The organism is Streptomyces sp. NBC_00663, from assembly GCF_036226885.1.
Taxonomy (GTDB): domain Bacteria; phylum Actinomycetota; class Actinomycetes; order Streptomycetales; family Streptomycetaceae; genus Streptomyces.
Map to the genome: position 1 here is coordinate 8,529,723 of NZ_CP109027.1, position 25,318 is coordinate 8,555,040.

Annotated in this window: 27 protein-coding genes, 1 tRNA gene and 1 riboswitch; of the genes, 23 read left to right on the forward strand and 5 right to left on the reverse strand. The window is 70.4% G+C overall.

Features of this window, described 5'->3' with window-relative positions:
- Nucleotides 1–4: 4 nt before the first annotated feature.
- The 8 genes from OG866_RS38760 to OG866_RS38795 all read left to right on the forward strand — a co-directional run bounded on the left by OG866_RS38760 (nucleotide 5) and on the right by OG866_RS38795 (nucleotide 6,781).
- Nucleotides 5–913 carry a LysR family transcriptional regulator gene (locus OG866_RS38760; protein WP_329342079.1) on the forward strand — a complete coding sequence of 303 codons (909 nt, stop codon included), beginning with the start codon at nucleotides 5–7 and terminating at the stop codon, nucleotides 911–913.
- Nucleotides 914–1,021: 108 nt separating this feature from the next.
- A complete protein-coding gene (locus OG866_RS38765) occupies nucleotides 1,022–1,933 on the forward strand; it encodes a VOC family protein (RefSeq protein ID WP_329342081.1) in 912 nt (303 codons plus the stop codon).
- 14 nt (nucleotides 1,934–1,947) lie between these two features.
- Nucleotides 1,948–3,396 (forward strand): NAD-dependent succinate-semialdehyde dehydrogenase, encoded by a 1,449-nt coding sequence (locus OG866_RS38770; protein WP_329342082.1) that lies wholly within the window; start codon nucleotides 1,948–1,950, stop codon nucleotides 3,394–3,396.
- On the forward strand, nucleotides 3,393–4,163 hold the full coding sequence (locus OG866_RS38775; protein ID WP_329342083.1) for a fumarylacetoacetate hydrolase family protein: 771 nt from the start codon (nucleotides 3,393–3,395) through the stop codon (nucleotides 4,161–4,163). The genes OG866_RS38770 and OG866_RS38775 overlap by 4 nt, the downstream gene beginning before the upstream one ends.
- A complete protein-coding gene (locus tag OG866_RS38780) occupies nucleotides 4,160–4,531 on the forward strand; it encodes a VOC family protein (RefSeq protein ID WP_329342084.1) in 372 nt (123 codons plus the stop codon). Before OG866_RS38775 ends, OG866_RS38780 begins: the two co-directional genes overlap by 4 nt.
- A 25-nt stretch (nucleotides 4,532–4,556) precedes the next feature.
- Nucleotides 4,557–5,342: an alpha/beta fold hydrolase gene (locus OG866_RS38785; RefSeq protein ID WP_329342085.1), complete on the forward strand. Its 786-nt coding sequence runs from the start codon at nucleotides 4,557–4,559 to the stop codon at nucleotides 5,340–5,342.
- Nucleotides 5,339–5,797, forward strand: coding sequence for a GlcG/HbpS family heme-binding protein (locus OG866_RS38790; protein ID WP_329342087.1), 459 nt, complete (start codon nucleotides 5,339–5,341; stop codon nucleotides 5,795–5,797). The genes OG866_RS38785 and OG866_RS38790 overlap by 4 nt, the downstream gene beginning before the upstream one ends.
- 6 nt (nucleotides 5,798–5,803) lie before the next feature.
- Entirely contained in the window at nucleotides 5,804–6,781 is a 978-nt protein-coding gene (locus OG866_RS38795) for a methionine synthase II (cobalamin-independent)-like protein (protein WP_329342088.1), read from the forward strand.
- Nucleotides 6,782–6,822: 41 nt separating this feature from the next.
- Here the strand turns inward: OG866_RS38795 and OG866_RS38800 are convergent, their stop codons facing one another.
- Complete coding sequence (locus OG866_RS38800) at nucleotides 6,823–7,110, reverse strand: putative quinol monooxygenase (protein WP_329342090.1); 288 nt, start codon at nucleotides 7,108–7,110, stop codon at nucleotides 6,823–6,825.
- 136 nt (nucleotides 7,111–7,246) lie between these two features.
- Here OG866_RS38800 and OG866_RS38805 point away from each other — a divergent pair, with 136 nt between their 5' ends.
- The 5 genes from OG866_RS38805 (at nucleotide 7,247) to OG866_RS38825 (ending at nucleotide 13,673) form a co-directional block, all read left to right on the forward strand.
- Nucleotides 7,247–8,701: an aldehyde dehydrogenase family protein gene (locus OG866_RS38805; RefSeq protein ID WP_329342092.1), complete on the forward strand. Its 1,455-nt coding sequence runs from the start codon at nucleotides 7,247–7,249 to the stop codon at nucleotides 8,699–8,701.
- Nucleotides 8,694–9,902, forward strand: coding sequence for an L-2-hydroxyglutarate oxidase (lhgO, locus tag OG866_RS38810; RefSeq protein WP_329342093.1), 1,209 nt, complete (start codon nucleotides 8,694–8,696; stop codon nucleotides 9,900–9,902). The genes OG866_RS38805 and lhgO overlap by 8 nt, the downstream gene beginning before the upstream one ends.
- Nucleotides 9,903–10,036: 134 nt before the next feature.
- Complete coding sequence (locus tag OG866_RS38815) at nucleotides 10,037–10,897, forward strand: amidohydrolase family protein (RefSeq protein WP_329342096.1); 861 nt, start codon at nucleotides 10,037–10,039, stop codon at nucleotides 10,895–10,897.
- Between the two features lie 13 nt (nucleotides 10,898–10,910).
- Entirely contained in the window at nucleotides 10,911–12,620 is a 1,710-nt protein-coding gene (locus OG866_RS38820; RefSeq protein WP_329342098.1) for a thiamine pyrophosphate-dependent enzyme, read from the forward strand.
- A 9-nt stretch (nucleotides 12,621–12,629) separates the two neighbouring features.
- A complete protein-coding gene (locus OG866_RS38825) occupies nucleotides 12,630–13,673 on the forward strand; it encodes an Ldh family oxidoreductase (protein WP_329342100.1) in 1,044 nt (347 codons plus the stop codon).
- A 94-nt stretch (nucleotides 13,674–13,767) separates the two neighbouring features.
- Here OG866_RS38825 and OG866_RS38830 read toward each other — a convergent pair whose 3' ends face one another.
- Nucleotides 13,768–14,358 (reverse strand): TetR/AcrR family transcriptional regulator, encoded by a 591-nt coding sequence (locus OG866_RS38830; RefSeq protein ID WP_329342102.1) that lies wholly within the window; start codon nucleotides 14,356–14,358, stop codon nucleotides 13,768–13,770.
- Nucleotides 14,359–14,533: 175 nt separating this feature from the next.
- Here OG866_RS38830 and OG866_RS38835 point away from each other — a divergent pair, with 175 nt between their 5' ends.
- Entirely contained in the window at nucleotides 14,534–15,961 is a 1,428-nt protein-coding gene (locus OG866_RS38835; RefSeq protein WP_329342104.1) for an MFS transporter, read from the forward strand.
- A gap of 81 nt (nucleotides 15,962–16,042) precedes the next feature.
- A tRNA-Pro gene (locus OG866_RS38840) sits at nucleotides 16,043–16,116 on the forward strand.
- Here the strand turns inward: OG866_RS38840 and OG866_RS38845 are convergent.
- From OG866_RS38845 to OG866_RS38855, 3 genes are all read right to left on the reverse strand, one after another.
- The gene (locus tag OG866_RS38845; RefSeq protein ID WP_329342106.1) at nucleotides 16,098–16,946 is read right to left on the reverse strand and encodes an NPP1 family protein; all 849 of its coding nucleotides are present in this window, start codon (nucleotides 16,944–16,946) and stop codon (nucleotides 16,098–16,100) included. The genes OG866_RS38840 and OG866_RS38845 overlap by 19 nt on opposite strands.
- A gap of 15 nt (nucleotides 16,947–16,961) precedes the next feature.
- Nucleotides 16,962–18,077 (reverse strand): glycoside hydrolase family 19 protein, encoded by a 1,116-nt coding sequence (locus OG866_RS38850; protein WP_329342107.1) that lies wholly within the window; start codon nucleotides 18,075–18,077, stop codon nucleotides 16,962–16,964.
- Nucleotides 18,078–18,219: 142 nt separating this feature from the next.
- Nucleotides 18,220–18,507, reverse strand: a complete 288-nt coding sequence (locus OG866_RS38855; RefSeq protein WP_329342109.1) for a DUF1905 domain-containing protein — start codon at nucleotides 18,505–18,507, stop codon at nucleotides 18,220–18,222.
- A 143-nt stretch (nucleotides 18,508–18,650) separates the two neighbouring features.
- Between OG866_RS38855 and OG866_RS38860 the strand changes: the two genes are divergently transcribed.
- The 8 genes from OG866_RS38860 to OG866_RS38895 all read left to right on the forward strand — a co-directional run bounded on the left by OG866_RS38860 (nucleotide 18,651) and on the right by OG866_RS38895 (nucleotide 25,314).
- Nucleotides 18,651–18,773, forward strand: a complete 123-nt coding sequence (locus OG866_RS38860; RefSeq protein ID WP_329342110.1) for a putative leader peptide — start codon at nucleotides 18,651–18,653, stop codon at nucleotides 18,771–18,773.
- Between the two features lie 127 nt (nucleotides 18,774–18,900).
- A complete protein-coding gene (locus tag OG866_RS38865) occupies nucleotides 18,901–19,767 on the forward strand; it encodes a glutathione S-transferase C-terminal domain-containing protein (protein WP_329342112.1) in 867 nt (288 codons plus the stop codon).
- Between the two features lie 39 nt (nucleotides 19,768–19,806).
- Nucleotides 19,807–19,915, forward strand: a riboswitch (SAM riboswitch).
- 31 nt (nucleotides 19,916–19,946) lie between these two features.
- A complete protein-coding gene (locus OG866_RS38870; RefSeq protein ID WP_159059550.1) occupies nucleotides 19,947–20,096 on the forward strand; it encodes a hypothetical protein in 150 nt (49 codons plus the stop codon).
- 166 nt (nucleotides 20,097–20,262) lie between these two features.
- The gene (locus tag OG866_RS38875) at nucleotides 20,263–21,255 is read left to right on the forward strand and encodes an amino acid ABC transporter permease (RefSeq protein WP_329342113.1); all 993 of its coding nucleotides are present in this window, start codon (nucleotides 20,263–20,265) and stop codon (nucleotides 21,253–21,255) included.
- Nucleotides 21,252–22,037: an amino acid ABC transporter ATP-binding protein gene (locus tag OG866_RS38880; protein WP_329342114.1), complete on the forward strand. Its 786-nt coding sequence runs from the start codon at nucleotides 21,252–21,254 to the stop codon at nucleotides 22,035–22,037. Before OG866_RS38875 ends, OG866_RS38880 begins: the two co-directional genes overlap by 4 nt.
- Nucleotides 22,038–22,077: 40 nt before the next feature.
- Entirely contained in the window at nucleotides 22,078–23,097 is a 1,020-nt protein-coding gene (locus tag OG866_RS38885) for an ABC transporter substrate-binding protein (RefSeq protein ID WP_329342116.1), read from the forward strand.
- Nucleotides 23,098–23,116: 19 nt separating this feature from the next.
- Nucleotides 23,117–23,890: a GNAT family N-acetyltransferase gene (locus OG866_RS38890; protein ID WP_329342118.1), complete on the forward strand. Its 774-nt coding sequence runs from the start codon at nucleotides 23,117–23,119 to the stop codon at nucleotides 23,888–23,890.
- Between the two features lie 191 nt (nucleotides 23,891–24,081).
- Nucleotides 24,082–25,314, forward strand: a complete 1,233-nt coding sequence (locus tag OG866_RS38895; RefSeq protein ID WP_329342120.1) for an LLM class flavin-dependent oxidoreductase — start codon at nucleotides 24,082–24,084, stop codon at nucleotides 25,312–25,314.
- Nucleotides 25,315–25,318: the final 4 nt, after the last annotated feature.

Below are 25,318 nucleotides of genomic sequence, written 5' to 3' on the forward strand. Positions count from 1 at the left end.
ACCCATGGACCGCCTGCTCCTCATGCACAGCTTCGTCACCGTCGCACAGGTGGGCAGCTTCAGCGGAGCCGCCAAGAAGCTGGGCTCCTCCGGCTCGCTGGTGTCCCGGCACGTCGCCGAGCTGGAACGGCAGGTGGGCGTCCGACTGGTCAACCGTACGGCCCGCTCGGTGAGCCTCACCGAGCCGGGCCAGCGGTACGCCGAGTTCGCCGCCCGCATCCTCGACGAGATCGAGGCCGAGGACGCGGGAATCGCGCAGTCGCACGACCGCGCCGAGGGCACGCTCAGCATCATCTGCCCGAAATGGATAGGCAGCCTGGATCTCGGTGATGCCATAGCGGCGTTCTCCGCCGCTTATCCCAAAATCCAGGTGCGTTTCGAACTCGGCGGTATGTCGGACCGGACGTACGACTTTCTGGACAGCGGATTCGACATCGCGTTCCACACCCGGGATCTACGGGATTCGAGCGTCCGCCTGAAAAAGATCTCGTCCCTGCCGTTCGTCCTGTGCGCCTCGGAGGCGTACATCGAGCGGCACGGGGCGCTCACCCACCCCAACGACCTCGCCGGCCACGACTGCCTGGTCCACGTCAACGACCCGGTCTGGCGCATCGGCCACGGCCACGCGAGCACCCTGCACAAGATCCGTAACATCGCGTTCTCGTCCAACTCCTACATCGCCCTGCAGAAGGCCGCCGTCCACGGCCGCGGCATCGCCCTGCTCCCGCAGCGCCCGGCCTACGACGACCTCGTCTCCGGCGCCCTCCAGGTGCTGCTGCCGGAGCTGGCGGTCCCGGACCGCCCGCTGTACGCGATCTACGGCCCCGGGCAGGACACGCCCCGCAAGGTCAGCGTCTTCCTGGACTTCCTCGCCGACTGGTTCTCGCAGAACCCCATTCCAGCCCTGCATTAATCCGGCGCCGACTGCAAGAAACGATTGCGCACCTCGTGAAGCTCGGGCCATTGAGGCCCGGGCGTACGGAAACCTACGCTCACGAGGCGACCCGGAAACGAGGAATCCATGGGAATCCAGAGAATCGAATCGGTCATCTACAGCATCGCCGACCTCGACGAATGCGTCCGGTTCTACGACGATTTCGGACTGTTCCTGGTGGAGCGGACCGACGATCACGCGGTGTTCGAGACCCGCACCGGGCAGACCCTGCTCCTCGACGCCTGGCCGAGCCCGCTGCTGCCTCCCCCGGTGGAGGACGGGCCGACCCTGCGCGAGGTCGTGTGGGGCGTCGACACCCAGGAGGAGCTGGACCGGCTCGTCGCCGCCGCCGGCAAGGACCGCGAGGTCCGCGCGAGCGCCGACGGCGTCCACCACACCGTCGACGAGACGGGCTTCGGCGTCGGACTGACCCTGGCCCGCCCGAAACCGGCGCCGGTCACCCCACGCCCCGCCAACGCCCTGGGCAGCGTCACCCGCTGGAACACCGCCCTGGAGCCGATCGAGCGGGTCCGCCCGCTGAGGATGTGCCACGTCGCCCTCAACATCCCGAAGCCCGGCAAGGACGAGGCCATCGCCTTCTACACCGACCGCCTCGGCTTCCGGCCCACGGACGTCGTCGAACCCATGGGCGTCTTCATGCAGGCCCCCGGCGACGACGACCAGCACACCGCGCTGCTGTGCCACCGCCCCGACCGGGCCGGGATCAACCACATCGCCTACGAGGTGCCCGGCTTCGACGACGTCATCGAGGGCGGCAACTACATGATCGAGCACGGCTGGCGCGAGGCCCGCAGGCTCGGTCGGCACACCGTCGGCTCCAACGTCTTCCGCTTCCTGCACGCCCCGAGCGGCGGCCGCGTCGAGTACGCCGCCGACATGGACCGGGTCGACGACTCCTACGAGACCCGTGTGCACGCCACCACCCCGCCCCATCACATCTGGGCCCTGCGCACCAACCGCGACAACGAAGCCTCTTGAGAGGGCACCCACCCATGACGACCGACCACGGCTACCCCGCCGTCCGCATGTACATAGCGGGCGAGTGGTGCCAGGGCGGCACCGGACGTACCGCCCCGATCGTGAACCCGGCCACCGAGGAGGTGATCGGCGAGGTACCCCTCGCCACCACCGCCGACCTGGACCGCGCGCTCGCCGCCGCCGACGAGGGTTTCCGCGTCTGGCGTGCCACGCCGATCGCGCGACGTACCGCGATCCTGCACGCCGCCGCCGACCTGATCGCCGAGCGCGCCCCCGAGATCGGCCGCGTCAGCACCCTGGAGCAGGGCAAGCCGCTCGCGGAGTCCACCGACGAGGCCCGCCGCACCGCCGACACCCTGCGCTGGCACGCCGACGACGCCCGCCGCGCCTACGGCCGCATCATCCCGGCGGAGCCCGGCACCGTACTGACCGTACGGCGCGAGCCCATCGGCCCGGTCGCCGCCTTCGTACCGTGGAACTTCCCCGTCGGCGGCCCCAACCGCAAGATCTCCTCGGCCCTTTCGGTAGGCTGCTCGATCATCATCAAGGGCTCCGAGGAGACGCCCGCCACCGCCGCCGCGCTGGTCAGGTGCTACGAGGACGCGGGCCTGCCCGCCGGTGTCCTCAACCTCGTCTTCGGCGAGCCCGCCGAGGTCTCCGCGCACCTCATCGCCTCACCCGTCACCCGGCTGATCGCCTTCACCGGCTCGGTCCCGGTCGGCAAGCTGCTCGCGGCCCAGGCCGGCGAGGTCATGAAGCCCTCGCTGATGGAGCTCGGCGGCCATGCCCCGGTGATCGTCTGCGCCGACGCCGACCCCGTGCGGGCCGCCCGCAAGGCCGCCCAGGCGAAGTTCGCCAACGCCGGCCAGGTGTGCACCTCGCCGAGCCGCTTCTTCGTCCACGAGAGCCTCGTCGAGGAGTTCACCGCCGAGTTCGTGAAGGCCGCCGAGGCGGTGGTCGTGGGGGACGGGCTGGCCGAGGGCACGAAGATGGGACCGCTGGCCAACGAGCGCCGCCTCAAAGCGCTGGAGCGGCTCGTCGCCGATGCCGTCGCGCGTGGTGCCAGGATCCTGACCGGCGGCGCCGCCCTCGACCGCGCAGGCTACTTCTTCGCGCCGACCGTCCTGATCGACGTGCCCGAGGACGCAGAGCTGCTGCACGAGGAGCCGTTCGCGCCGGTCGCCCCGATCGTGCCCTTCAGTGACCTGGACGAGGTGCTCACCCGGGCGAACGCGCTGCCCTACGGCCTCGCCGCCTACGGCTTCACCGGCTCCTCCGCCACTGCCGAGAAGCTCTCCGCGGAGCTGGAGGCCGGCATCCTCTCGATCAACCACTGCGGCGGCTCCGTGCACGAGGCGCCGTCCGGCGGGGTCAAGGAGAGCGGCTACGGCCGTGAGGGCGGCCCCGAGGCCCTCGACGCCTACCTGGTCACCAAGCGCGTCTCCCACCTGCTGGTGCCATGAGGTACGCACGCCTCTCGGTGGGCGGACGGCCGGTCTGGGGCCGGGTGGGGGAGACGGACGTCGAGCTCCTGTCCGGCTCCCCGCTGGAGGACGCTCCCGACGTCATCGGCACGGTGCCGCGGGCGACGGCCGTCTGGCTGCCGCCGGTCGTGCCCGGCGTCTTCTACGCGGTCGGCATGAACTACCCCCGGCACATCACCCACGCCGGAGTCGCCACCCCGGACCGCCCCGAGGTCGGCTACCGCGCCAACAACGCGCTCACCGGGCACCTTTCGCCGATCGTCAAACCGCGCGAGGTGACGGGACGGTTCGAGGCCGAGCCCGAGCTCGTCGCCGTCATCGGCCGGACGCTGCGCCACGCGAGCTACGACGAGGCCCGCAAGTCCGTCTTCGGCTGGACGATCGGCAACGACGTCAGTGCCCGCACCTGGCAGCACCAGGACCGCACCTTCTGGCGCAGCAAGAACAGCGACACGTTCAAGCCGATGGGCCCCTGGATCGAGACGGACGTCGACGCGCTCGCCCAGACGACGACGCTGCGGGTCAACGGGGAGACACGCGCCTCCTTCCCCACCGGCGACATGGTGTTCGACCCCTTCGACTACCTGGTCGAGATGACCAAGCACGTCACCGTCCATCCCGGGGACGTGCTCTGGACGGGCGCCGAGTCCACCTGCCAGCTGGAGCCGGGCGACACCGTGGACGTCGAGATCAGCGGCATCGGCGTGCTCTCCAACCCCGTACACCTCGAAGGGAATCAGCAATGACCGCAGCACCTCGCTACATCCACCACGTCAACTTCCCCACCACCGACCCCGACCGCACCGCCGAGTGGTACGCGAAGGTCTTCGGGATGAAGCGGATCATGCCCAAGTCCAACACCCGTGTGGTGCTGATGACCCGGGGCAACTTCGACCTCCACTTCACGCCCGTGGAGGAGATGGAGCGCATGGCGCCCTATCACTTCGCCGTCGAGGTCGACGACTGGGACGACTTCCTGGCACATCTCAAGGAGCTGGGCATCCGGCACACCCGCCCGATCCAGCGCCCCGAGAACCAGTCCAAGTTCTGCTACATCCACGACCCCGACCACACCATGATCGAGCTCGTCTACCACGCCAAGCGCCCCAACTGAGCCTGCACCCACGGGAGTTCACCCCATGCCTATTGCCGACTCCGACGGCACCTCCATCTACTACGAGCGCCACGGCAGCGGTCCGGCGATCCTCTTCGTGCACGGCAGCGGCGGCCACCACGCCGCCTGGTGGCAGCAAGTCGCCGCACTGCGCGACGAGTTCACCGTCGTCACCATCGACCTGCGCGGCTTCGGCAAGTCCGACTCGTCCATGACGGAGTTCGACGGCCAGGACTTCCCCGGTGACGTCGTCGCCGTCCTGGACCAGGAGGACCTCACCGACGCGATGCTCGTCGGCCAGTCCATCGGCTCCGTCGCCGCACTGCGCGCCGGCCTCCTGCGCCCCGAGCGCGTCTCCTCGGTCGTCCTCGGCCACTCCCTGGGCGGCATCAGCCACCCGGAACTCAAGGAACTGGCGGCGGCCGACCGCGCCGAAGCCGTCAAACTCCCGGTCATCGACCGCCTGCTGACCAAGGAGTTCCAGGCCGGCCGCGCCGATCTGACGTTCCTGTTCCAGCAGATGGGGACGTTCAACGTCGCCCGGATGCAGGACCTGCGCAACCTCGACACCGACGGCCCGTCCCTGGAGGACATCCAGGCCTCCGGAGTGAAGGTCGCCTTCCTCGCCGGCGAGAAGGACGCGGTGCTCAGCGTCAAGACCGTCACCCGCGCCCACGAACTGCTGCCCGGCTCGCACCTGGAGATCGTCGAGGGCGCCCCGCACTCCATGTACTGGGAGACGCCCGGCCCCTACAACGCGGCGATCGCCCGTCTGCGCCGCACCCTCACCGCACCGAAGGACTCCGCATGACCAGCCTCACCCTGGACGCCGCCGAGAAGATCCTCGACGCCGCCCATCAGCGCGCCCAGGCGATCGGCAAGGCGGTGAGCGTGGCCGTGGTCGACGCCGGCGGCTTCCCCATCGCCATCCGCCGCCCCGACGGCGCCCGCCCCCTCACCCCCGACATCGCCCGCGCCAAGGCCTACACCGCGGCGATCATGCAGCGCCCCGGCACGATGCTGAAGAAGTGGCAGGAGAGCCAGCCCGTCTTCTTCTCCCAGCTCTCCCAACTCCCCGGCGCCGCCATGCCGATCATGGCGACCGAGGGCAGCGTCACCATCAAGAAGGACGGCGAGATCATCGGCGGCCTCGGCATCGCCGGCGGTACCGCGGCCGAGGACCAGCAGATCGCCGAGGACGTCCTCAAGTCCCTCGGCTACGAACTGGAGTTCGCCGCGTGGGGCGTCTCGGGCGGAAAGGGCTGAGGAACCATGGCAGACACGTTCAACTACCGCATCGACCACCACGGCAGCCTGGTCCGTCCGGCCGACCTCGCGACGATCGGCGCGGAGCAGGGGGTCCAGGACGCGGTGGTCTTCCAGCGCAAGCTGCGCTCCACGGTCGTCACCGACGGCGACTTCCCGCGAGAGGACTTCCGCAGCGCGGTCCTTGACGGAGTGTCAGGATTCCGCCGCACGGACGAGACGAACGCCGACGGTATGGTCCGCTGGGTGGCCGAGTCCCTGCCCAAGGCCAACGGCCCGCTGGTGGCGGACTGGGCCGCCAAACTCTCCGAGCTGACGGTGATCGCCCCGAAGGTCTCCCTGCCGTCCCCCGCGTACCTGGCCGCCACGACGTTCCAGCCAGGCCTCGGAGTCGCCTCCGCACGCGAGTTGGGGGAGGCGCTGGCCGAGATCATCGCGACGGAGATCGCGCTGCTGGTCTCGAAGGGCGTCCGCCTGATCCAGCTCAGCAACCCGCTCCTGCTCGACGCCGACCTCGGCCCCCTGTCCTTCGGGGACGCCCTGGCGGTCGACGCGCTCGCGGTACGACTCGACGAACGCCCCGAGGGCGTACGCATCGGCGTCTGCCCCGGCTGGACGGCCCCGGCGGAGGTGGACCGGTCGCGACTGGAGAAGCTGTACGGCGAAGTCCCCGCCGACCGCTGGATCCTGCCCCTCCTGGAGGGCACCGAGGCCGAGCTGGCCCTGGTCAGGGCCCTGCCGGAGGACCGGGACGTCTGCCTGGGAGTGGTCGACGCGACGGTGCCCGATCTGGAGGACCTCGACACCGTACTGACCCGCATCGACGCGGTGGGCGAACTGAAGGACCTGGAGGACGCGGCCCTGTCCCCGTCGAGGGGGTTCGCGGACGTGGCGAACAGCCCCCTGCTCACCACCGAGGAACAGCGCAAGAAGCTGGTCCTGGTCGAGACACTCGCCCGGTACGTCTGGGGCAACGAGTTCTGACACATGCCGGGCAACTCGAGGGAGTTGCCCGGCATGTCGTTTCACAGCACTTCGGCGAACGTCACCGACCGCTCGGTGAGCAGGGGCCACACCGTCTCCACGATCAGCTCCTTGAAGTGGCTCGCCACCTTGTGTGCCTCGAAGCCCGCCTGGTCGGCGTACTGCTCGTACAGCACAAAACTTCCGGTCCCGCCCGCTTCCGTGTGCACCTCGTACGCCAGATTCGCGGGCTCGGCACGGGTCTGCTCGCGCACCTTCAGCAGCGCGGCACGCACGGTCGCCTCGTCGGCGGGAGCGCAGTGGTACCGGGCGATGACTGCGTAGGCCATCGGGTTCCTCCTCAGAGTTCGTCCAGCCCGCCGATTCCACCATGAATGCCCTGATCAGCGGCTCGCGCGGCGTGCAACCAATGTCTGCCGCCCCGGGGCTGGTCCCCTTACCGTCCAGTGAGGTGTCGTGAACGGCATGCGTACTCTCGAAACCCTGTCGGGCGGCGAGTGGGTGACGACCGGCGAGTGGATCGACGTCCACGACCCGGCCGACGTCCGCACCCCGTTCGCCCGCGTCCCCGCCCTCGCCGCCAAGGACGTCACCCGCGCCTACGACCACGCGGAGCGCGCCTTCGCCCGCTGGAAGCGCACCAGCCCCTTCGAACGGGCGCAGGTCTTCACGGACGCGGCCCGGCTGATCCGCGAGCGCGTCGACGAGATCGCCGCCGACGTGACCGCCGAGAACGGCAAGACGCGCGCCGAGGCCCGCGGTGAGACCCTCAAGGCCGCCGACTTCCTCGACTACTACGCCGGTCTGGCCCGCCAGGGCTACGGCACCCTGCTGCACGACGTACGCCCGAACCACCGTACGCACACCCAGCGCGAGCCCCTCGGCGTGATCCTGGTGATCAGCCCGTGGAACGACCCGCTGATCACCCCGGCCCGCAAGCTCGCCCCGCTGCTCGCGGCCGGCAACGCCGCCGTGTTCAAGCCGGCCGGCGAAACCCCCGTCTCCGGCCTGCACTTCGCCCGCGCCCTGCATGACGCGGGTCTGCCGGCCGGGGTCCTCAACGTCGTCACGGGCCGCACCTCCGAGCTGGAGGAAGCCCTCCTCGACGACCCGCGGATCACCGGCATCACCTTCACCGGCTCCAACGCCGTGGGCAACCGCATCCGCCGCCGCCTCGCCGACCGCAACGTCCGCTTCCAGGGCGAACTCGGCGGCAAGAACGCGTCCGTGGTCCTCGCGGACGCCGATCTGGAGGCCACCGCGAAGGCCGTGGTCGCCGCCTCCTTCGGGCAGGCGGGCCAGCGCTGCACCGCCACCAGCCGGGTCGTCGTCGAGCGTCCCGTGTACGACGAGTTCGCCCGCCTGCTGCTCGCCGAGGTCGAGGCGCTGACGGTCGGCCCGGGCAGCGACCCGGCGACGACCCTGTGTCCCCTGTCGAGCCCGAGGCAGCGCGACAGTGTCCTCGCCGACATCGACAAGGCGATCGAGGAAGGGGCGACCCTCTTCACCGGTGGCACGGCCGACACCGACCGCCCGCACGGCTGTTACGTCCGGCCGACCGTACTGGCCGACGTCACACCGGACATGGCGATCTGGCGCGAGGAGGTCTTCGGGCCCGTCCTCGCCCTCCGCGCGGTGGACGACTTCAGCGCGGCCGTCGACGCGGTCAACGACTCCGACTTCGGGCTCGCGGCGGCCGTGTTCACCCGCGACCTGGGCAACGCGTACCGGTTCGCCGACGAGGTCGAGTGCGGGCAGGTCGCGGTCAACACGACCACCACAGGCTGGGACGTCCACCTGCCCTTCGGCGGCTTCCGCGACTCCGGTACGGCGTACAAGGAACAGGGCGACGAGGTGCTCCGCTTCTCCACCCGGGTGAAGACCGTCGCCGTCCATTTCGGGGAGGCGGCGCGTGGCTGACGAGACCGTCGGCGTCGTCGGCGCCGGGATCGTGGGGCTGGCCACCGCCCGGGAGATCGCCCTGCGCCGCCCCGGCACCCGGGTCGTGGTGCTGGAGAAGGAACAGGAAGTCGCCGTCCACCAGACCGGCCACAACTCCGGCGTCGTGCACGCGGGCATCTACTACGCGCCGGGCAGCCTGAAGGCGGACCTGTGCGTACGGGGTGTGTCGCTGCTGCGGGAGTACTGCCAGGAACGGGCGCTGCCGTACGAGGAGATCGGCAAGCTCGTCATGGCGGTCCGCGAGGACGAACTCGGCCGCATGGAGAACCTCTACGAGCGGGCGAGGAACAACCACGTCCCCGATCTGCGGAAGGTCTCCAAGGACGAGATCAAGGAGATCGAGCCCCACACCGGCGGCATCGCGGCCCTGCACTCACCGCGCACCGCGATCACCGACTACAAGGCGATCGCCCGGGAGTTCGCCAAGGACATCGAGGCCTCCGGCGGTGAGGTACGACTGGGCTTCGCCGTCACCTCGATCACCAACGTCCCGGGCGGCATCGAGGTCGCCTCCGGCCAGGAACGGATCAGGGTCGACCGGCTGATCCTGTGCGCGGGCCTCCAGTCGGACGCCGTCGCGAAACTCGCGCAGGACAAGCAGGAGCCGAAGATCATCCCGTTCCGCGGGGAGTACATGCTCCTCAAGCCGGACCGGACGCACCTCGTGCGCGGCCTCGTCTACCCGGTCCCCGACCCCCGCTACCCCTTCCTCGGCGTGCACTTCACGCCACGCGTCGACGGCTCGGTCGAGGTCGGCCCGAACGCCGTCCTGGCCCTGGCCAGGGAGGGCTACACGCTCGGCAGGATCTCCCCGAAGGACCTCCTGGGCATCGCCGCCTACCCCGGCACCTGGCGGATGGCGGCCCAGCACTGGCGTACCGGCATCAAGGAGTACCGCGGCGCCCTGTCCGCGGCGGCCTTCATGAAGGACGCGGGGCTCTACGTCCCCGGCGTCGGCGTCACGGACGTCGTGCGTGGCGGGGCGGGTGTACGGGCCCAGGCGCTGGACCGGGACGGCACCCTCGTCGACGACTTCCGCATCCATGGCGCCGGCCGGATCACCGCCGTACGCAACGCGCCCTCGCCCGCCGCGACGGCCTCGATGGCGATCGCGGAGCACATCGTCGACGCGGTCTTCCACCATGGCGGCGCAACCTGAAAGTGCCCTGCTGAGAGGGCACTTGAGCGCAACAAGTGGTTGCGCTCCCAGGGGCTCCGCAGGGGTTCGGAACCCGCCTAGCGTTCCACCCGCACCACAGCGTCACCCCTCCTTCGAAGAGAAAGAGTCCCACGATGTTCGTTGTCGACACGCAGATCCACATCTGGCTGGAAGAGTCCGCGGACCGCCCCTGGGTGCCCGGCGCCCGGGAGCGCATCCGCCTCAACGGCCACCGCGAGGACCCCTTCTCGTACGAGGAGGCCCTGGAGCTGATGGACGAGGCCGGCGTGAACCGCGCGCTGATCCTGCCGCCGTCCTGGGAGGGCGACCGCATCGACTACGCCCTGGAGGCCTGCGAGGCACACCCCGACCGCTTCGGCATCATGGCCCGCGTCCCGCAGAACAAGCCCGAAGAGGGCAAGGCCATGCTCAAGGACTTCGCGCAGAACCCGCACGTCAAGGGCACCCGGCTCACCTTCCACCGGCCGCAGGACCGCAACTGGATGATCGACGGCACCAACGACTGGTACTGGCCGATCGCCGAGGAGCTCGGCATTGCGACGATGGTCCACGCGCCCATCTGGAAGCGGGAGCTGGGCGAGATCGCCACCAAGCACCCCGAGCTGAAGATCATCATCGACCACATGGGCATCATGGCCCGCTGTGTGGACGACGCGATCGGCTACTGGGTCGCGGAGACCGCCGACCTGGCCGCCCACCCCAACATCTACGTCAAGGTCTCGGCACTGCCCGGCTACTCCACCCAGCCCTTCCCGAACAACAACATCCAGAAGTACGTGCGCGAGATGGTCGACAAGATGGGCCCGCAGCGCTGCTTCTACGGCACCGACATCACCCGCCTGCTCGGCCACGGCATCACCTACACCGACACGATCGAGCAGTTCACCAAGCACTGGGACTTCACGCCCGAGGAGCTTGAATGGATCATGGGCCGCGGTATCTCCGAGGTCCTGAACTGGCCGATCGAGGGCTGAGGAAACACGAGAGATGACCGACACCACCACTTCCCCCGGCGCCGACGGCGGCGACGCTCTCGTCACCGCCTTCAACGCCGTCGGCGCCGACTACCTCTTCTGCTCCTCGGGGTCCGAATGGGCCCCGGTGTGGGAGTCCCTGGCCCGCCGCCACCGGGACGGGCTGCCCTGCCCCGAGTACCTCGACCTCACCCACGAGACGGTCGCGGTCGGCATGGCCACCGGCTACGGCCTGATCAAGCGCCGCCCCCAGGGGGTACTCCTGCACGCGGCGCCCGGACTCCTCCAGGGCTCGATGGCGGTCCACGGGGCGCTGCTCGCCGGCGTCCCGATGGTGGTCAGCTCCTCGGAGTCGACCACGTACGGCGACGGGCCCGGTCAGGATCCGGGCGGCCAGTGGTACCGCAACCTGTCCATCGTGGGAGGCCCGCACTCGGTGGCCCAGCCGTTCACCAAGTGGTCCACCGAGGCGGCGAGCGTCCACACGCTCCCCACGATGGTCACCCGGGCGGCGGAACTGTCCTGGCGGGCCCCGGCGGGACCGGCGTACCTCAACATCCCGCTGGAGATCCTCCTGGAGGAGTGGGTCGGCCGCGAGGCCAAGCCCCTCGTCGCCCCCGGCTCCACCCACAGCTCACCGGAAGAGGTCGACCCGGTCGCGCAGCTGATCAGGGACGCGAAGAACCCGGTCGTCGTCACCGAGACGGCCGGTCGTGAGGCGGGCGGTTTCGAGGCCCTCGTCGCCTTCGCCGAGGCCTGGAACATCCCGGTCGTCGAGCCCGACTCGGCGGTCTGCGGCAACTTCCCGCGCACCCACCCGCTGCACGCCGGCAGCGACATCGGCCCCTGGATGGACGAGGCCGACCTCATCCTCCTCGTCAACTGCCGCGCCCCGTTCTACCCGCCGTCGCGCCGCCCCTCGAAGGCGAAGATCGTGGTGATCGACGAGGTGCCGCAACGCCCGCACGTCGTCTACCAAGTCCTGTTCGCGGACCGGTACTTGGAAGGCAACGTCGCCAACACCCTGCGCCAGCTGGCGAAGCGGGCGAAGGACCTGGACGAGAACGCGGTGGCTGTCCGCCGGGCGGCACAGGAGGAGCGGCACGCCGCCGAAGAGCAGGCCATCGCCGCCGCCGAGTCGAAGGCCGCCGACGCCCAGGGCATCGACCCGGTACTGGTCGCGGCGACCCTGCGCGAACTGCTCGACGGCCAGGACGCGATCGTCGTCGACGAGACCATCACCCACAGCCGCGTGGTGAAGCGGCACGTGCAGACCGCCGACCCCGACTCGTACTTCTACGTCCAGGGCGGACTGGGCCAGGGCATCGCGGTGGCGCTGGGCGTCAAACTGGCCGCACGCGAACGCCCGGTGGTTCTGACGATCGGGGACGGTGCCTTCACCTACAACCCGGTCATCCCGTCGTACGACGCGTCGAAGGCGTACGAACTCCCGCTGCTGATCGTCGTGTTCAACAACCGTGTCTACAAGTCGATGAATCTCAACCACCGTCGCTTCTACCCCGAGGGCGCCGCCGCCGAGACGGGGGAGTGGCTCGGCACCGATCTGCACCGGCTGCCCCGACTGGCGTCCTTCGCCGAACCGTTCGGCCTGCACACCGAGACCGTCGACACCCCGGACGCGCTCACCCCCGCGCTGGAGCGCGCCCTCAAGTCCGTGGCCGAGGGCACGACCGCGGTCGTCGACGTCCTCGTCACCCGCTAGGAGACCCTCATGTCCACCACCCCGCAGAAGGTGCTCGTCCCCGCCGACGAGCTGCGCACCTTCGCCGCCGCCCTCCTGGAGAAGGGCGGCCTGAGCCCCGAGCACGCCCGGACCACGGCCGACGTGTTCGTCTGGGCCGCCCGGCGCGGCGTCGACTCCCACGGCACCGCCCGCGTCCCGGCCTACCTGGACCTGCTCGCCAAGGGCGTCGCGAACGCCACGCCCGAGATCAAGGTCGAGTCGACCACCCCGGCAGCCGCAGTCCTCCACGCCGACCGCGCCCCCGGCCCGGTGGCCCTGAGCGCGGCGGCGGAAGAGGCGGTACGACGGGCCCGTACGACCGGCATCGCCACCGTGGGCGTACGCGAGACCGTCCACACCGGCGCCATCGGCTACTACGTCTCCAAGATCGCCGAACAGGGCCTGGTCGGCCTCGGCTTCGTGGCCGGCATGCCCAACATGGGCTACACGGGCGTCAAGGGGGCGGCGGTGGCCACGAGCCCGCTCGCGATCGCCGTACCGGCCCGCACCCACGCCCCGCTGCTCCTAGACATGGCCACCGCCACCATCGCCCTCGGCAAGATCCGCCAGGCGAAGGCGAGCGGCACCCCGCTCCCGGAGGGCGCCGCCGCCACGGCGGACGGCACCCCGACGACCGACCCGGAGCAGGCGGTCATGCCTCTGCCGCTGGGCGGCGCGAAGGGGTCCGGGATGTCCCTCGCCTTCGAACTCCTCACCAGCGTCCTGGTCGGCGCCCCGATCTTCGCGTCCTTCCACTCGGACGACCCGAAGGGCCGCAAGCACCGCCAGAACGCGCTGCTGATCGCGATCGATCCGGTGGCTTTCGGCGGAGCGGATTCCTTCACGGCGGCGGTCGACGAAACCCTGAGCACCCTGAAGGGGTTGCCGAGTGAGGACGGCGTCTACTACCCGGGCGAGCGCAGTGCGGCGGTCGCCGAGGAGCGAGGTGAGAAGGGCATCCCGGTGGCCCCGAAGGTATGGCGTGAGCTGACGGAGCGAGCCGAACAACTAGGGGTACCTGTACCTGCCTAGGGGCGCGGGGCTGTATCGATCGGCGGCTCGGCCGCGTGGGCGAGACAAGCCCCCCACGACCCGCACCCGCGCACGACGCGAAGGACCCGAGCTCTCAGGCGCCCGGGTCCTTCCGCATGCGCACACCATCCAACGCGATCCCCAGCACCCGGTCCCGCTGCGCCTCGTCCTCGAACGCGGTCGCCATGATCCCCGCGACCATCCGCAGCAGATCCCCGAACTCCATGTCCCCCCGCACGGCCCCCGCCTCCTGCGCCCGCGTGAACAGCGGCCCCCCACCCGCGTACATCGACTCGCGGCACGCCACGAAGATCTCCGACTCGCCGTCGAGAGCCTCCCGCACCGCCCGCTTCGTCACCATGTACCCCGCGAACCGGTCGAGCCAGACCGTCAGCGCCTCCCACGGCTCCCGGTCCGCCAGCTCCACCGCCAGCCGGCACAGCGCGTTGACCTCGTCCGCGTAGACCGTCTCGAAGAGTTGCCGCCGGGTCGGGAAGTTCCGGTACAGCGTGCCGATGCCGACCCCCGCGCGCCGCGCGATGTCCTCCAGCGACGCCTCGGAGCCGTGCTCGGCGAACGCCTCCCGTGCGGCGGCCAGCAGCGCGTCGTAGTTGCGGGCGGCGTCTTTGCGGGTGGGGCGGCGCGCCGCGACGAGCTCGGTGACGGGGAAGGACTGGGTGGTCACGGACGCCTCCCGAAGGTAAAGCGGAGGTTTACCTCCGTTACGGGTTGAAGCGGAGGCATGCCTCCGATAGAGTGGAGGCGTACCTCCACTTTAGCAGTCGAGGTGCCTCCTCATTCTTTCCGCGACCGCTCCCCAGAGGCTCCGGCCGCATCCTCGTGCTCGGAGAGGCTTCTCCATGCCCCGCAATTCCACCCGCCTCACCTTCGCGGTCCTCGCGACCGGTGCGGGCGTGTTCGCCATGCTCCAGTCGCTGATCGCGCCGGCCCTGCCGACCGTCCAGCAAGCTCTGCACACCTCGCAGTCCACCGCGACCTGGGTGATGACGGCGTACCTGCTCTCCGCGTCGATCTTCACCCCGATCCTCGGCCGCGTCGGCGACCTGATCGGCAAGAAGCGCACCCTTGTCGCCGTCCTGGTGACCGTGGCGGTCGGCTGTCTGCTGGCCGCGCTGGCGCCGACCATCGGCGTCCTGATCGTGGCCCGGGTCGTCCAGGGCGTCGGCGGCGCCCTGTTCCCGCTCTCCTTCGGCATCATCCGGGACGAGTTCGCCCCGGCGCAGGTGAGCAAGAGCATCAGCAACCTGTCCGCCGTGATCGCCGCCGGCGGTGGCGTCGGCATCGTCGCCGCCGGACCCATCGTCTCCGCGCTCGACTTCCGCTGGCTGTTCTGGATCCCGGTCGGCGTCGTCGCGGCCGCCACGCTGATCGCCGTACGGTATGTGCCCGAGTCGCCCAACAGGGCCGAGGGCAGTGTCAATTGGCTCGGTGCCGGGCTGCTGTCGGCCTGGCTGGTGGCGTTGCTGCTGCCGCTCAGTCAGGCGACCACGTGGGGATGGGGATCGACGCGGGTGATCGGCCTGTTCGCCCTGGCCGTCGCCCTGTTCGCGCTGTGGCTGTACTCCGAAGCTCGCTCCCGCACGCCGCTGATCGATCTGCGGGTGATGCGCCTGCCCGCCGTGTGGACCACGAACACCGTGGCGCTGCTGTTCGGCGCGGGCATGTACGCGCTGTGGTCCTTCCTGCCGGGCTTCGTCCAGACGCCGACGGCGGCCGGGTACGGCTTCGGCGCGAGCGTCACGGCGGCCGGCCTCCTCATGCTGCCGATGCTGGTGGCGATGTTCCTCTCCGGTGTGCTCGGCGGCCGTCTGGAGCCGGTGCTCGGTGCGAAGGCGCTGCTGGTGACGGGCGCCGCGCTCGGTGCGGCGGCCTGTGGCGTGCTCGCCCTCTGGCATGACGAACAGTGGCAGGTCGCCGTCGTCGCGGGCCTGTTCGGCCTTGGTATCGGCCTCGCCTTCGCCTCCATGGCCAACCTGATCGTGGGCAGCGTCCCGGCCGACCAGACGGGCGCCGCGACCGGCATGAACGCCAACATCCGCACCATCGGCGGCTCCATCGGCGCCGCCGTCACCAGCGTCCTGGTGACCGGGCACCTCCAGCCCTCCGGACTGCCGTACGAGTCCGGATACACCCACGGCTTCACGCTGCTGGCGCTGCTGTTGCTCGGGGCGGCCCTGGCCGCGCTGCTCGTCCCCGTCGGGCGGGCCGTCCGCCGGGTCACCGTGGACACCCCGGCCCGCCCGGAGACGGTCTCCACCCGGGGCTGACGTCCCGCCAGTCGGATCGGCCGCGCGCGTGCGGTAGGGTTTACCTGCGCGTTCACACGGAAGACTCGTGACGATCGCGGCCGGGACGTGGCGCAGCTTGGTAGCGCACTTGACTGGGGGTCAAGGGGTCGCAGGTTCAAATCCTGTCGTCCCGACGGCAGAAGAGGGGCCCCGCGGGCGGAAGCTCGCGGGGCCCCTCTCTTTGTGCCTGTCTTTTGTGCTTGGCTCGGGCGTTCGGGTCGAAGGGGATGCCGGACGGCTTCGCCAGGCCGAGGGCGTACTGGAAGTCGCCGTCGTCGATCTTGATGGTGGCCGAGCCGAAGTCGGCGCCGAGGAGCTTGTCGCGGTAGCCGGCCGGATAGCCGTTCCAGCCGACCAGGCGCGGGAAGAACCAGCCGCCCGTGACGTTCTCCGGCGGTTCGTCATTGCCGCCGGCGAAGCGGAAGCAGTGGGTGGACACCCCGTCCTTGTGGTAGACGATCTTCGGATGGGTGCCGTCGAAGCGGACCGAGGTGCGGGCGGCCACCTGGTAGCCGCTGTGCTGGGACACCGACACGTACTGGACCTGGTCGCCGCTGATCCACACCACGACGTGCTCCCAGTCGTGCCGGTGCCCGATGGCCGCCGGCCCGAGCGTGGCCTGGTCCTTCTCGAAGTAGCTGGCGTACATCACCGCGCACCAGCCGTTGTTGCACTTCGCGCGCGAGTAGGTGTTGGCGTTGGCGAGCTGGGCGTAGTCGTGGCAGTGGCCGTTGACGTCGCCGCCCGGCTTCAGACCGGGGTTGAGGGTGCCGTCGGCGCCGATCGCGGCGGTCGCGTAGCAGCCGTCGCCGTCGTAGTCGTAGGCCGGGGAGTAGGTCTGCTCCAGGCCGTCGGCGTTCTGCGGGAGGAGGGTCAGGACGTTCGCGTGGGCGGACGTGGGGACGGCGACGACGAGGGCCAGCGCGCCGAGGAGTGCCGAGCCGAACGATCTCAACTTGGGCATGACAGCGGCTCCTTGTCAGCAGTAGAGGTTGCCGCCCGGGGCGACGCCGAGGATCGAGGTGAACCGGTTGTAGGCGTCGACGCGGCTCTGCACCTGCGCCGGGTTCCTGCCGTCGCACTCCAGGGAGCCGTTGATGGAACGGATCGTCTGGCCGAAGCCGGCCTGGTTGACCATGGCGTTGTGCGGGGTCATGGTGCCGGGTCCCGTCTGGGTGTTCCAGTACCACAGGCCGGTCCGCCAGGCCACGGACGCGTCGTTCTGCACCAGCCAGGGGTTGCCCAGCAGATCCAGGCCCAACGCGTCACCGGCGGCCTTGTAGTTGAAGTTCCAGCTGAGCTGGATGGGCCCGCGACCGTAGTAGGCGGCCTGGCCGGCCGGGCAGCCGTACGACTGGCTCCAGTCGCAGTAGTGGGGGTAGTTGGCGGTGTTCTGCTCGACCACGTGGACCAGGCCGCCGGTCTCGTGGTTGACGTTGGCGAGGAAGGCGGCGGCCTCCTGCTTCTTCACGGTGTCGCCGCCGGTGTTCGCGAAGCCGGGGTAGGAGCTGAGGGCCGCGACCAGCCCGCTGTAGGTGTAGAACGAATTCCGGCTCGGGAACATCTGGTTGAACTGCGCCTCGGAGACCACGAACCCGGACGGGGTGCTGCCGCCGCCGCTCGCGGGCGCGTTCCACTTCTGGTTGGCCGTGCCGGCACAGGTCCAGATCTGTAGCCGGGTGCCGTTGGCGCTGTTGTTGTCCCGGACGTCCAGGCACTTGTTCGCGGCCGGGTTGACGATGTCGCGCGCCGCGCTCACCACCCACTGCTGGTTGGCGCCGCCGGAGCAGTCCCACAGCTGGACGGCGGCCCCGTCGGCGGTGCTGCGTTCGACGACGTCCAGACATTTGCCGAGCGCCCGGAGCGTGCCGTCGCCGGAGTTGGACCAGATCTGGGCACCGGTTCCGTTGCAGTCGTAGAGCTGTACCGGGGTGCCGTTGGCGCTGCTCGCGCCCGCCACGTCGACACACTTGCCGGCGAGCCCGGATATCGACCCACTGGCGGCGTGCGCCGGGGTCACCGTCAAGAGTGCTGCGAGGACGGCCAGCAGCGCGGCGAGGAGCGGGAGTCGGGCGAGGCGCAGGGAGAAGGGCATGGTGGGGACGCTCCTGAGGGGGGTGTTGGGGGCGAGCGGGCGTCACACGGGGCGTTGCTGACCCGGAACCTAAAGGTATGGACCATTTCCGTCAAGAGGTGAAGTAAGCCTTGAGGGAAGGGAGTTGTCGACCGCGCCGGCGTCAGAGCAGGACGGTGATCCGGACGCTCACGTCGGAGTCGGTCGTCAGGCTGAGTGGCGTGCGCACGGCGGCCTTGAGCGGCAGCAGATAGCGGCCGTCCTTGGGGAAGAGCGACGTGGTGAAGGCGGTCTCGCCGATCGTCGCCTCGACCGGGATGACCCCCCAGCCGTACGAGGCCGCCGTAGCCACCTCACGGATGTCGGCGGACTCCTCGTCCGGCACGGGGACGAAGTAGTACGGCGCCGGACCGCGCCATTCGATCACCCGACCGGTGAAGACCAGTTCCATGGGGCGTCAGAGTACGGGGTCTCCGGGTCACTTCGGACGGAGCTCTCGCCGGGGTCGGTGACCGGCCTGTGGACGCCCTCTTGACGTCGACCGCGACTCGATCGACACTCCAGAAGGGAATCCTAGTGAACAGGTAGGGAAACATGAGGCGCCTTGAACCGGCCGTCGGCCGAGTGAGCCGTACGTCCCGGCCGTCGCCTCTTCTCACCTCCCGCCGGCACATCGACCTCCAGCGCGTGTGCAGCGCCATCGGCGCCCGCGGCTGACCCGGTCGCCGTTCCCTGTCGCGTCCGGCGTGCCCCTGCCGCCCCGGGCCCGGGCACGCCTCCCTCCTCACGGCCCGACGTCGCTTCCGCCGCGCGTACGTCCGCGCGCCCACACCCAGGGAGACCCATGTCCGTCACTCCGCTCACCCGCGTCTCGATCGCGCAGCCCGCCCCCGCCTTCCGGGGCCGCATCGGCCGGGACGCGCGCAGCGGGCACTACGCCGTGCCGCGCCGCTACCGGCTCCATCTGTCGACGTCATGTCCCGACGGCCTGCGCATCGCCGTCGTGCACAGCCTGCTCGGCCTCGCCGAAGCCTGTCCCGTGACCTTCCTGGACGCCGTCCCCGACTGTCCCGACGGCGGACACTCCGCGCTGCGCCCCCTCTACGAGGCGAGCGCGCACCACTACACCGGTGCCGCCTGCGGACCCGTCCTCAGCGACGACTGGTCGGGACGCATCGTCAGCACCCACGTCCCGGACATCACCCGCGACCTGGCCCGCCGCTTCGGCGGCGACCGCGCGGATCTGTACCCGTGCGGCTCGGAGTCGGAGACCGAGGCCGTCGAGCGGCTGTGTGCCGACGGCATCGAGCGGGCCGCCCAGCTCGCCGGATCGGCCGGCGGCGACCCGGCCGCCCTCGACAAGCTGCTGGAGACCCTCGGCTCGCTGGAGCGCTGGCTCGTCGGACGCGAGTACCTGATCCGCGATCAGATCACCGCGGCCGACGTCGAGTTGTGGGCCGCCCTGGTGCAGCTCGACACCGTGCACCGCCATCACCTGGACGCCTCCGCCGTCCAGCGGATCGCCGACCACCCCGAACTGTGGTCCTACGCCCGCCGGTTGACCGCCCACCCCGCCTTCGGCACCCACCTCGACCTCGACGGCATCGCCCGCCGCCATCACGCCCGCTGTCGTGGCCTGGAGGCCGCCGGGTCGGCCGTACAGATCCTGGACTGGGCCGCGCACACCGCCCACGTGGCGGAACGGCGTTGACATCCGTTCGGGCAAGTGTCTTAACTTACGCCCCAGAACGGTCATGAGCGTCAGCGACAAGCCCTGGCTTGCTGACCGGCAACCCTCGCTCCGCGGTGGGGTGCCCCAGGTGACGACCGGGCCGACGACATATCGGTAAGCGCGAGGGCCCGACGGGCCGGAAGAACACGGTGACGGACATGTACGCAGCCCCCAGGACGGCCCCGCGCCGCTCCCACGGCTGCGTACTGCCGTACGTGGACCTGCTCGTCGCCGACCGGGCCGTCGATCTGCTCCGCGTGAACAGCGCACTGTGTACCGCACCGGGCCGTGCCCGCTGTCGGGGCTGACCTCTCCGCCTCCGCAGCCCCGCCCCCGAAGACGAACACCGCCCTCGCGGTGTGCCGTCGTCCACCAAGCCCCGGTGCCCGTGCGTCCATGTGTGTCACGCCCCTCAGGTCGTAGCACGCCTCGTTCGCCGTACCCGGGGAATCCGACTCCCGCCGGAGCCCCACCATGAGTGAACCCCCAGGCGTCGCCGTGTCCCTCACCGAGGCACCGCCGCCGCCCTCCGCCACTGACACGCCCTCAAAGTCCTTTTCCGCCCAGCGAGTTCTGCCCCTGCGCCGCCCCGGCCGGTGGATCGCCACCGCCGTCGTCCTGGTCCTCACGGCCCAGTTCGTGCACGGCCTGGTGACCAACCCCTTCTACCAGTGGGACCGGTTCGGCTACTGGTTCCTGCGCCCGACGATCCTCGACGGACTGCTCGTCACGCTCGAAGTCACCGCCTACAGCGCGGTGTTGGGTCTCCTCGGCGGCATCCTGCTCGCACTGGCCCGGCTCTCGAAGAGCCCCGTCCTGCGGGCGGTCAGCTGGATCTACATCTGGACGTTCCGTTCCATCCCGCTGATCGTCATCCTGCTCTTCCTCTACAACTTCAGCGCCCTCTACCAGACGCTCAGCGTGGGCGTCCCCTTCGGACCGGCCTTCTTCTCCTTCGACGAGTCCCGGCTCGCCACCGACATCGTCGTCGCCGTCGTCGGCCTGAGCCTCAACCAGGCGGCGTACGCGGCCGAGGCGGTCCGCGGCGGCATCCTCTCCGTCGACCAGGGCCAGCACGAAGCCGCCGCCGCACTAGGACTGCCCAAGGGCTACCAGTTCCGCAAGGTCGTCTTCCCGCAGGCCCTGCGCTCCATCACGCCGAACTACGTCAACCAGCTGATCGACCTGGTGAAGGCCACCTCGCTGGTGTTCTACGTGTCGCTGCTCGACCTGTTCGGCGCCGCCCAGACGATGGGCGCCACCTACCCCGGCGACATCGTGCCGCTGCTGCTGGTCGTCACCGTCTGGTACCTGATCCTGACCACCGTCGTCTCCGTCGTCCAGTTCTACGTCGAGCGGTACTTCGCCCGGGGCGCCACCCGCACGCTGCCCCCGACCCCGCTTCAGAAACTGCGCACCGGAGCGAGCGACCTGCGCGCCCGTATCCGCAGGGAGGCCGCCGTATGACCACCGAGACCCTCCAGATCGTGCCCGCCGCCGTCGAGGTCCACGACGTGCACAAGTGGTACGGCACCCACCGGGTCCTGGACGGCGTCGACCTGACCGTCCGGGCCGGCGAGGTCACCGTCATCCTCGGCCCGTCCGGCTCGGGCAAGTCCACCCTGCTCCGGGTCGTCAACCACCTGGAGAAGCCCGAGATCGGGTACGTCAGCGTCAGCGGCGAGCTCATCGGCGTACGAAAGCAGGGCGAACACCTCAAGGAGCTGAGCGAGCGGGCGATCCTGGCCCAGCGCGGCAACATCGGGTTCGTCTTCCAGAACTTCAACCTCTTCCCGCACCTGACCGTGCTGGAGAACGTCGCCGCGGCCCCGGTGGCGACCGGAAGGCTGGACCGGGACGCGGCCCACACGCTCGCCCGTGAACTCCTGGACCGGGTCGGCCTCGCCGACAAGGAGAGCGCCTACCCGCGGCAGCTGTCCGGCGGACAGCAGCAGCGCGTCGCCATCGCCCGCGCCCTCGCGCTGCGGCCCGGCGTCATCCTCTTCGACGAGCCCACCTCCGCCCTCGACCCGGAGCTGGTGGGCGAAGTCCTCGCCGTCATCAAGGACTTGGCGAAGAGCGGCACCACCCTGGTGATCGTCACCCACGAGATCGGGTTCGCCCGCGAGATCGCCGACCGGGTCGTCTTCATCGACGGCGGAAAGATCGTCGAACAGGGCCCGCCCTCCGAGGTGCTGGACAAGCCGCGGCACGAGCGGACCCGGGACTTCCTCAGCAAGGTCCTCTGACACCCCCTGCCTCACCTTCACCCACAAGACAAGGACAGTCATGCGCACGCATCTCACCCGACGCAGCCTGATACGCGGCCTCACCGCGGCGACCGCCGTCGCCACCCTCGCCACCGGGCTCGCCGCCTGCGGGGGCGAGAGCGACGCCGCCACCACGACCGACACCGCCGGCACGATCACGGTCGGCCGGCTGTCCAACGGCGCGGCCACCGAGACCGCCCTCAGGGTTTCCGAGGTGAAGTCCATCAGCTCCCTGCTCCCGGACGACGTCAAGAAGAGCGGCAAGCTGGTCATCGGCTCCGGCACCCTGCCCTCCGGGGCCCCGCCGCTCGGCTTCGTCGGCAGCGACCAGAAGACGCTCACCGGCTCCGAGATCGACCTCGCCCGCCTGGTCTCCGCCGTCCTCGGCCTCAAGCCCGAGGTGCAGCGCTCCACTTGGGAGAACCTCTTCATCGGTCTCGACAGCGGCAAGGTGGACGTGGCCTTCTCCAACGTCACCGACACCGAGGAACGCAAGCAGAAGTACGAGTTCGCCTCCTACCGCAAGGACGATCTCGCGTTCGAGGTGAAGAAGGACAACACCTGGAACTTCGACGACAACTACGAGAACCTCGCCGGCAAGACCGTCTCCGTCGGCAACGGCACCAACCAGGAGAAGCTCCTCCTGGAGTGGAAGGCGAAGCTGGAGAAGGAGGGCAAGAAGCTCACGGTCAAGTACTTCCAGGAGACCAACAGCCTCTATCTGGCCCTGAACAGCGGCAAGATCGACGCCTACTTCGGCCCCAGCCCGAACCTCTCGTACCACACCACCCAGACCGCGAAGACGCCCCAGGCGACCCGGATCGCGGGCCGGTTCTCCGGTGCGGGGGAGAGCCTCCAGGGCCTGATCGCCGCGACCGCCAAGAAGGACAGCGGCCTCGCCGAGCCGCTCGCCGCCGCGATCAACCACCTGATCGAGAACGGGCAGTACGCGAAGTGGCTCAAGGCCTGGAACCTCTCCGGCGAGGCCGTCGCCAAGTCCGAGGTCAACCCGCCCGGGCTGCCCCTCACCAACTCCTGATCATCCGTCAGAACCGTTTGTGAGAAAGGCCGTCGTGGTCCACCAGCTCGCCCTTGGAACCCCTCTCCTGGACAACCCCGTCTGGGCCGCCCTGGACGGACCGCACGCGCCCTTCGCCGAGCGCAGCGAGAGGGGGGTCACCCCGGCCGAAGGCTGGGGGAGGGTCGGCCGGGCGGCGCGCTACCCGGCGGACGTGTACGCGTTCGCCGCGCTCGCCGACCCGGCGGACCCGGCCGCCTGGGCCGACCTGCACTCCCTGCTGGGCCCGGGCGCCACCACCAAGCTCAAGGGGGTCGAGAGCGTGCCCGACGGCTGGGACGTCATCGGCGGCGGACAGGGCGTCCAGCTCGTCGACACCCGACTGCGGGCCGAACCCGACCCCGAGGCCGTACCGCTCGGGCCCGACGACGTCCCCGACATCCTGGACCTCGTCGCCCGCACCGGGCCCGGCCCCTTCCTCGCCCGCACTGTCCTCCTCGGCACCTACCTCGGCATCCGCCACCGCGGCCGGCTGATCGCCCTGGCCGGGGAACGGCTCCGCCTGCCCGGCTGGACCGAGATCAGCGCCGTCTGCACCGACCCGGACCACCGCGGCCGTGGCCTCGGCACCCGGCTGGTGCGCGCGGTCGCCGCGGGCATCGTGGAGCGCGGCGAGACGCCGTTCCTGCACGCCGCCGCCCACAACACCACCGCGATCCGGCTGTACCAGTCGCTCGGCTTCACCCTGCGCCGCCGCATGACCATCCTCCACGTGCGCACCCCAGGAACAGACGCCTCGGCGGAGGCGTTGTGACCTCTGACGAGGCGCGCGCCGGCGGAACGGGAGGCAGGGACATGTGTATCCCCTACCTCCGGCTGCACATCGACCTCCAGCGTGTCGCCGGCGCTCTCTGTCGCCCCTGACCCCGTCTCCTCCCCGCCGTGCCCTGAGTGCTGTGTGCCCGGGCCGGTGTTCTCGTACGGACCTCCAGGAAGGCACCCCTCGTGTCCCCCTCATCTCCGCTGCATCTCGCCGTCGCCCTCGACGGCACCGGCTGGCACCCCGCCTCCTGGCGCGAGCCGGTCGCCCGCCCCCGGGACCTGTTCACCGCCGGCTACTGGGCCGACCTGGTCGCCGAGGCCGAGCGCGGACTGCTCGACTTCGTCACCTTCGAGGACGGCCTCGGCCTCCAGTCCTCCCACCACCTGGACCCGGACGACCGCACCGACCAGGTCCGCGGCCGTCTCGACGCCGTGCTGCTCGCCGCCCGGATCGCCCCGCTGACCCGGCACATCGGCCTGGTCCCGACCGCGGTCGTCACCCACACCGAGCCGTTCCACCTCTCCAAGGCGATCGCGACGCTGGACTACGTCAGCACCGGCCGCGCGGGTGTCCGCGTCCAGATCACCGCCCGCCCCCACGAGGCCGACCACTTCGGCCGCCGCACGATCCCGCGCATCGACTCCTACGACAGCCCCGTGGTGACCGACCTCTTCGACGAGGCCGCCGACTACGTCGAGGCCGTGCGCAGGCTCTGGGACAGCTGGGAGGACGACGCCGAGATCAGGGACGTCGCCACCGGCCGCTTCATCGACCGCGACAAGCTCCACTACATCGACTTCGAGGGCCGCCACTTCAGCGTCAAGGGCCCCTCCATCACCCCGCGCCCGCCGCAGGGCCAGCCCCTCGTCACCGCCCTCGCCCACCAGACCGTGCCCTACCGGCTGGTGGCCCGGCAGACCGACGTCGGCTACGTCACCCCGCGCGACGCCGAGCACGCCCGCGAGATCGTCGCGGAGATCCACGCCGAGCGGGAGGCGGCGGGTCGCGCCGAGCGGGAGGCGTCGAGTGGGGGCGACCAGCCCGTCCATGTCTTCGGCGACCAGCCCATCCACGTCTTCGGCGACCTCGTGGTCTTCCTCGACGACGACCCCGCGGCGGCCACGGCCCGCCGGGAACGCCTCGACGAGGCGGCGGGGGAGCCGTACGAGAGCGACGCGCGCATCTTCGCCGGAAGCCCCGCCCAACTCGCCGATCTGCTTCAGGAGTTGCAGGCAGCCGGGCTGACCGGGTTCCGGCTTCGGCCCGCCGTCCTCGGCCACGACCTCCCGGCGATCACCCGCGCACTGGTCCCCGAGCTCCAGCGCCGGGACGCCTTCCGACGGGCCTACGAAGCCGACACCCTGCGCGGTCTGCTGGGCCTCGCCCGCCCCGCCAACCGCTACGCCGCCGCCTGAGACG

What these genes read in the sequence shown, in the direction of transcription:
- OG866_RS38760 (WP_329342079.1), top strand. Translation starts at nt 5, where the DNA reads ATGGACCGCCTGCTCCTCATGCACAGCTTCGTCACCGTCGCACAGGTG.
- OG866_RS38765 (WP_329342081.1), top strand. Translation starts at nt 1,022, where the DNA reads ATGGGAATCCAGAGAATCGAATCGGTCATCTACAGCATCGCCGACCTC.
- OG866_RS38770 (WP_329342082.1), top strand. Translation starts at nt 1,948, where the DNA reads ATGACGACCGACCACGGCTACCCCGCCGTCCGCATGTACATAGCGGGC.
- OG866_RS38775 (WP_329342083.1), top strand. Translation starts at nt 3,393, where the DNA reads ATGAGGTACGCACGCCTCTCGGTGGGCGGACGGCCGGTCTGGGGCCGG.
- OG866_RS38780 (WP_329342084.1), top strand. Translation starts at nt 4,160, where the DNA reads ATGACCGCAGCACCTCGCTACATCCACCACGTCAACTTCCCCACCACC.
- OG866_RS38785 (WP_329342085.1), top strand. Translation starts at nt 4,557, where the DNA reads ATGCCTATTGCCGACTCCGACGGCACCTCCATCTACTACGAGCGCCAC.
- OG866_RS38790 (WP_329342087.1), top strand. Translation starts at nt 5,339, where the DNA reads ATGACCAGCCTCACCCTGGACGCCGCCGAGAAGATCCTCGACGCCGCC.
- OG866_RS38795 (WP_329342088.1), top strand. Translation starts at nt 5,804, where the DNA reads ATGGCAGACACGTTCAACTACCGCATCGACCACCACGGCAGCCTGGTC.
- OG866_RS38800 (WP_329342090.1), bottom strand. Translation starts at nt 7,110, where the DNA reads ATGGCCTACGCAGTCATCGCCCGGTACCACTGCGCTCCCGCCGACGAG.
- OG866_RS38805 (WP_329342092.1), top strand. Translation starts at nt 7,247, where the DNA reads ATGCGTACTCTCGAAACCCTGTCGGGCGGCGAGTGGGTGACGACCGGC.
- OG866_RS38815 (WP_329342096.1), top strand. Translation starts at nt 10,037, where the DNA reads ATGTTCGTTGTCGACACGCAGATCCACATCTGGCTGGAAGAGTCCGCG.
- OG866_RS38820 (WP_329342098.1), top strand. Translation starts at nt 10,911, where the DNA reads ATGACCGACACCACCACTTCCCCCGGCGCCGACGGCGGCGACGCTCTC.
- OG866_RS38825 (WP_329342100.1), top strand. Translation starts at nt 12,630, where the DNA reads ATGTCCACCACCCCGCAGAAGGTGCTCGTCCCCGCCGACGAGCTGCGC.
- OG866_RS38835 (WP_329342104.1), top strand. Translation starts at nt 14,534, where the DNA reads ATGCCCCGCAATTCCACCCGCCTCACCTTCGCGGTCCTCGCGACCGGT.
- OG866_RS38845 (WP_329342106.1), bottom strand. Translation starts at nt 16,946, where the DNA reads ATGCCCAAGTTGAGATCGTTCGGCTCGGCACTCCTCGGCGCGCTGGCC.
- OG866_RS38850 (WP_329342107.1), bottom strand. Translation starts at nt 18,077, where the DNA reads ATGCCCTTCTCCCTGCGCCTCGCCCGACTCCCGCTCCTCGCCGCGCTG.
- OG866_RS38855 (WP_329342109.1), bottom strand. Translation starts at nt 18,507, where the DNA reads ATGGAACTGGTCTTCACCGGTCGGGTGATCGAATGGCGCGGTCCGGCG.
- OG866_RS38860 (WP_329342110.1), top strand. Translation starts at nt 18,651, where the DNA reads ATGAGGCGCCTTGAACCGGCCGTCGGCCGAGTGAGCCGTACGTCCCGG.
- OG866_RS38865 (WP_329342112.1), top strand. Translation starts at nt 18,901, where the DNA reads ATGTCCGTCACTCCGCTCACCCGCGTCTCGATCGCGCAGCCCGCCCCC.
- OG866_RS38870 (WP_159059550.1), top strand. Translation starts at nt 19,947, where the DNA reads ATGTACGCAGCCCCCAGGACGGCCCCGCGCCGCTCCCACGGCTGCGTA.
- OG866_RS38875 (WP_329342113.1), top strand. Translation starts at nt 20,263, where the DNA reads ATGAGTGAACCCCCAGGCGTCGCCGTGTCCCTCACCGAGGCACCGCCG.
- OG866_RS38880 (WP_329342114.1), top strand. Translation starts at nt 21,252, where the DNA reads ATGACCACCGAGACCCTCCAGATCGTGCCCGCCGCCGTCGAGGTCCAC.
- OG866_RS38885 (WP_329342116.1), top strand. Translation starts at nt 22,078, where the DNA reads ATGCGCACGCATCTCACCCGACGCAGCCTGATACGCGGCCTCACCGCG.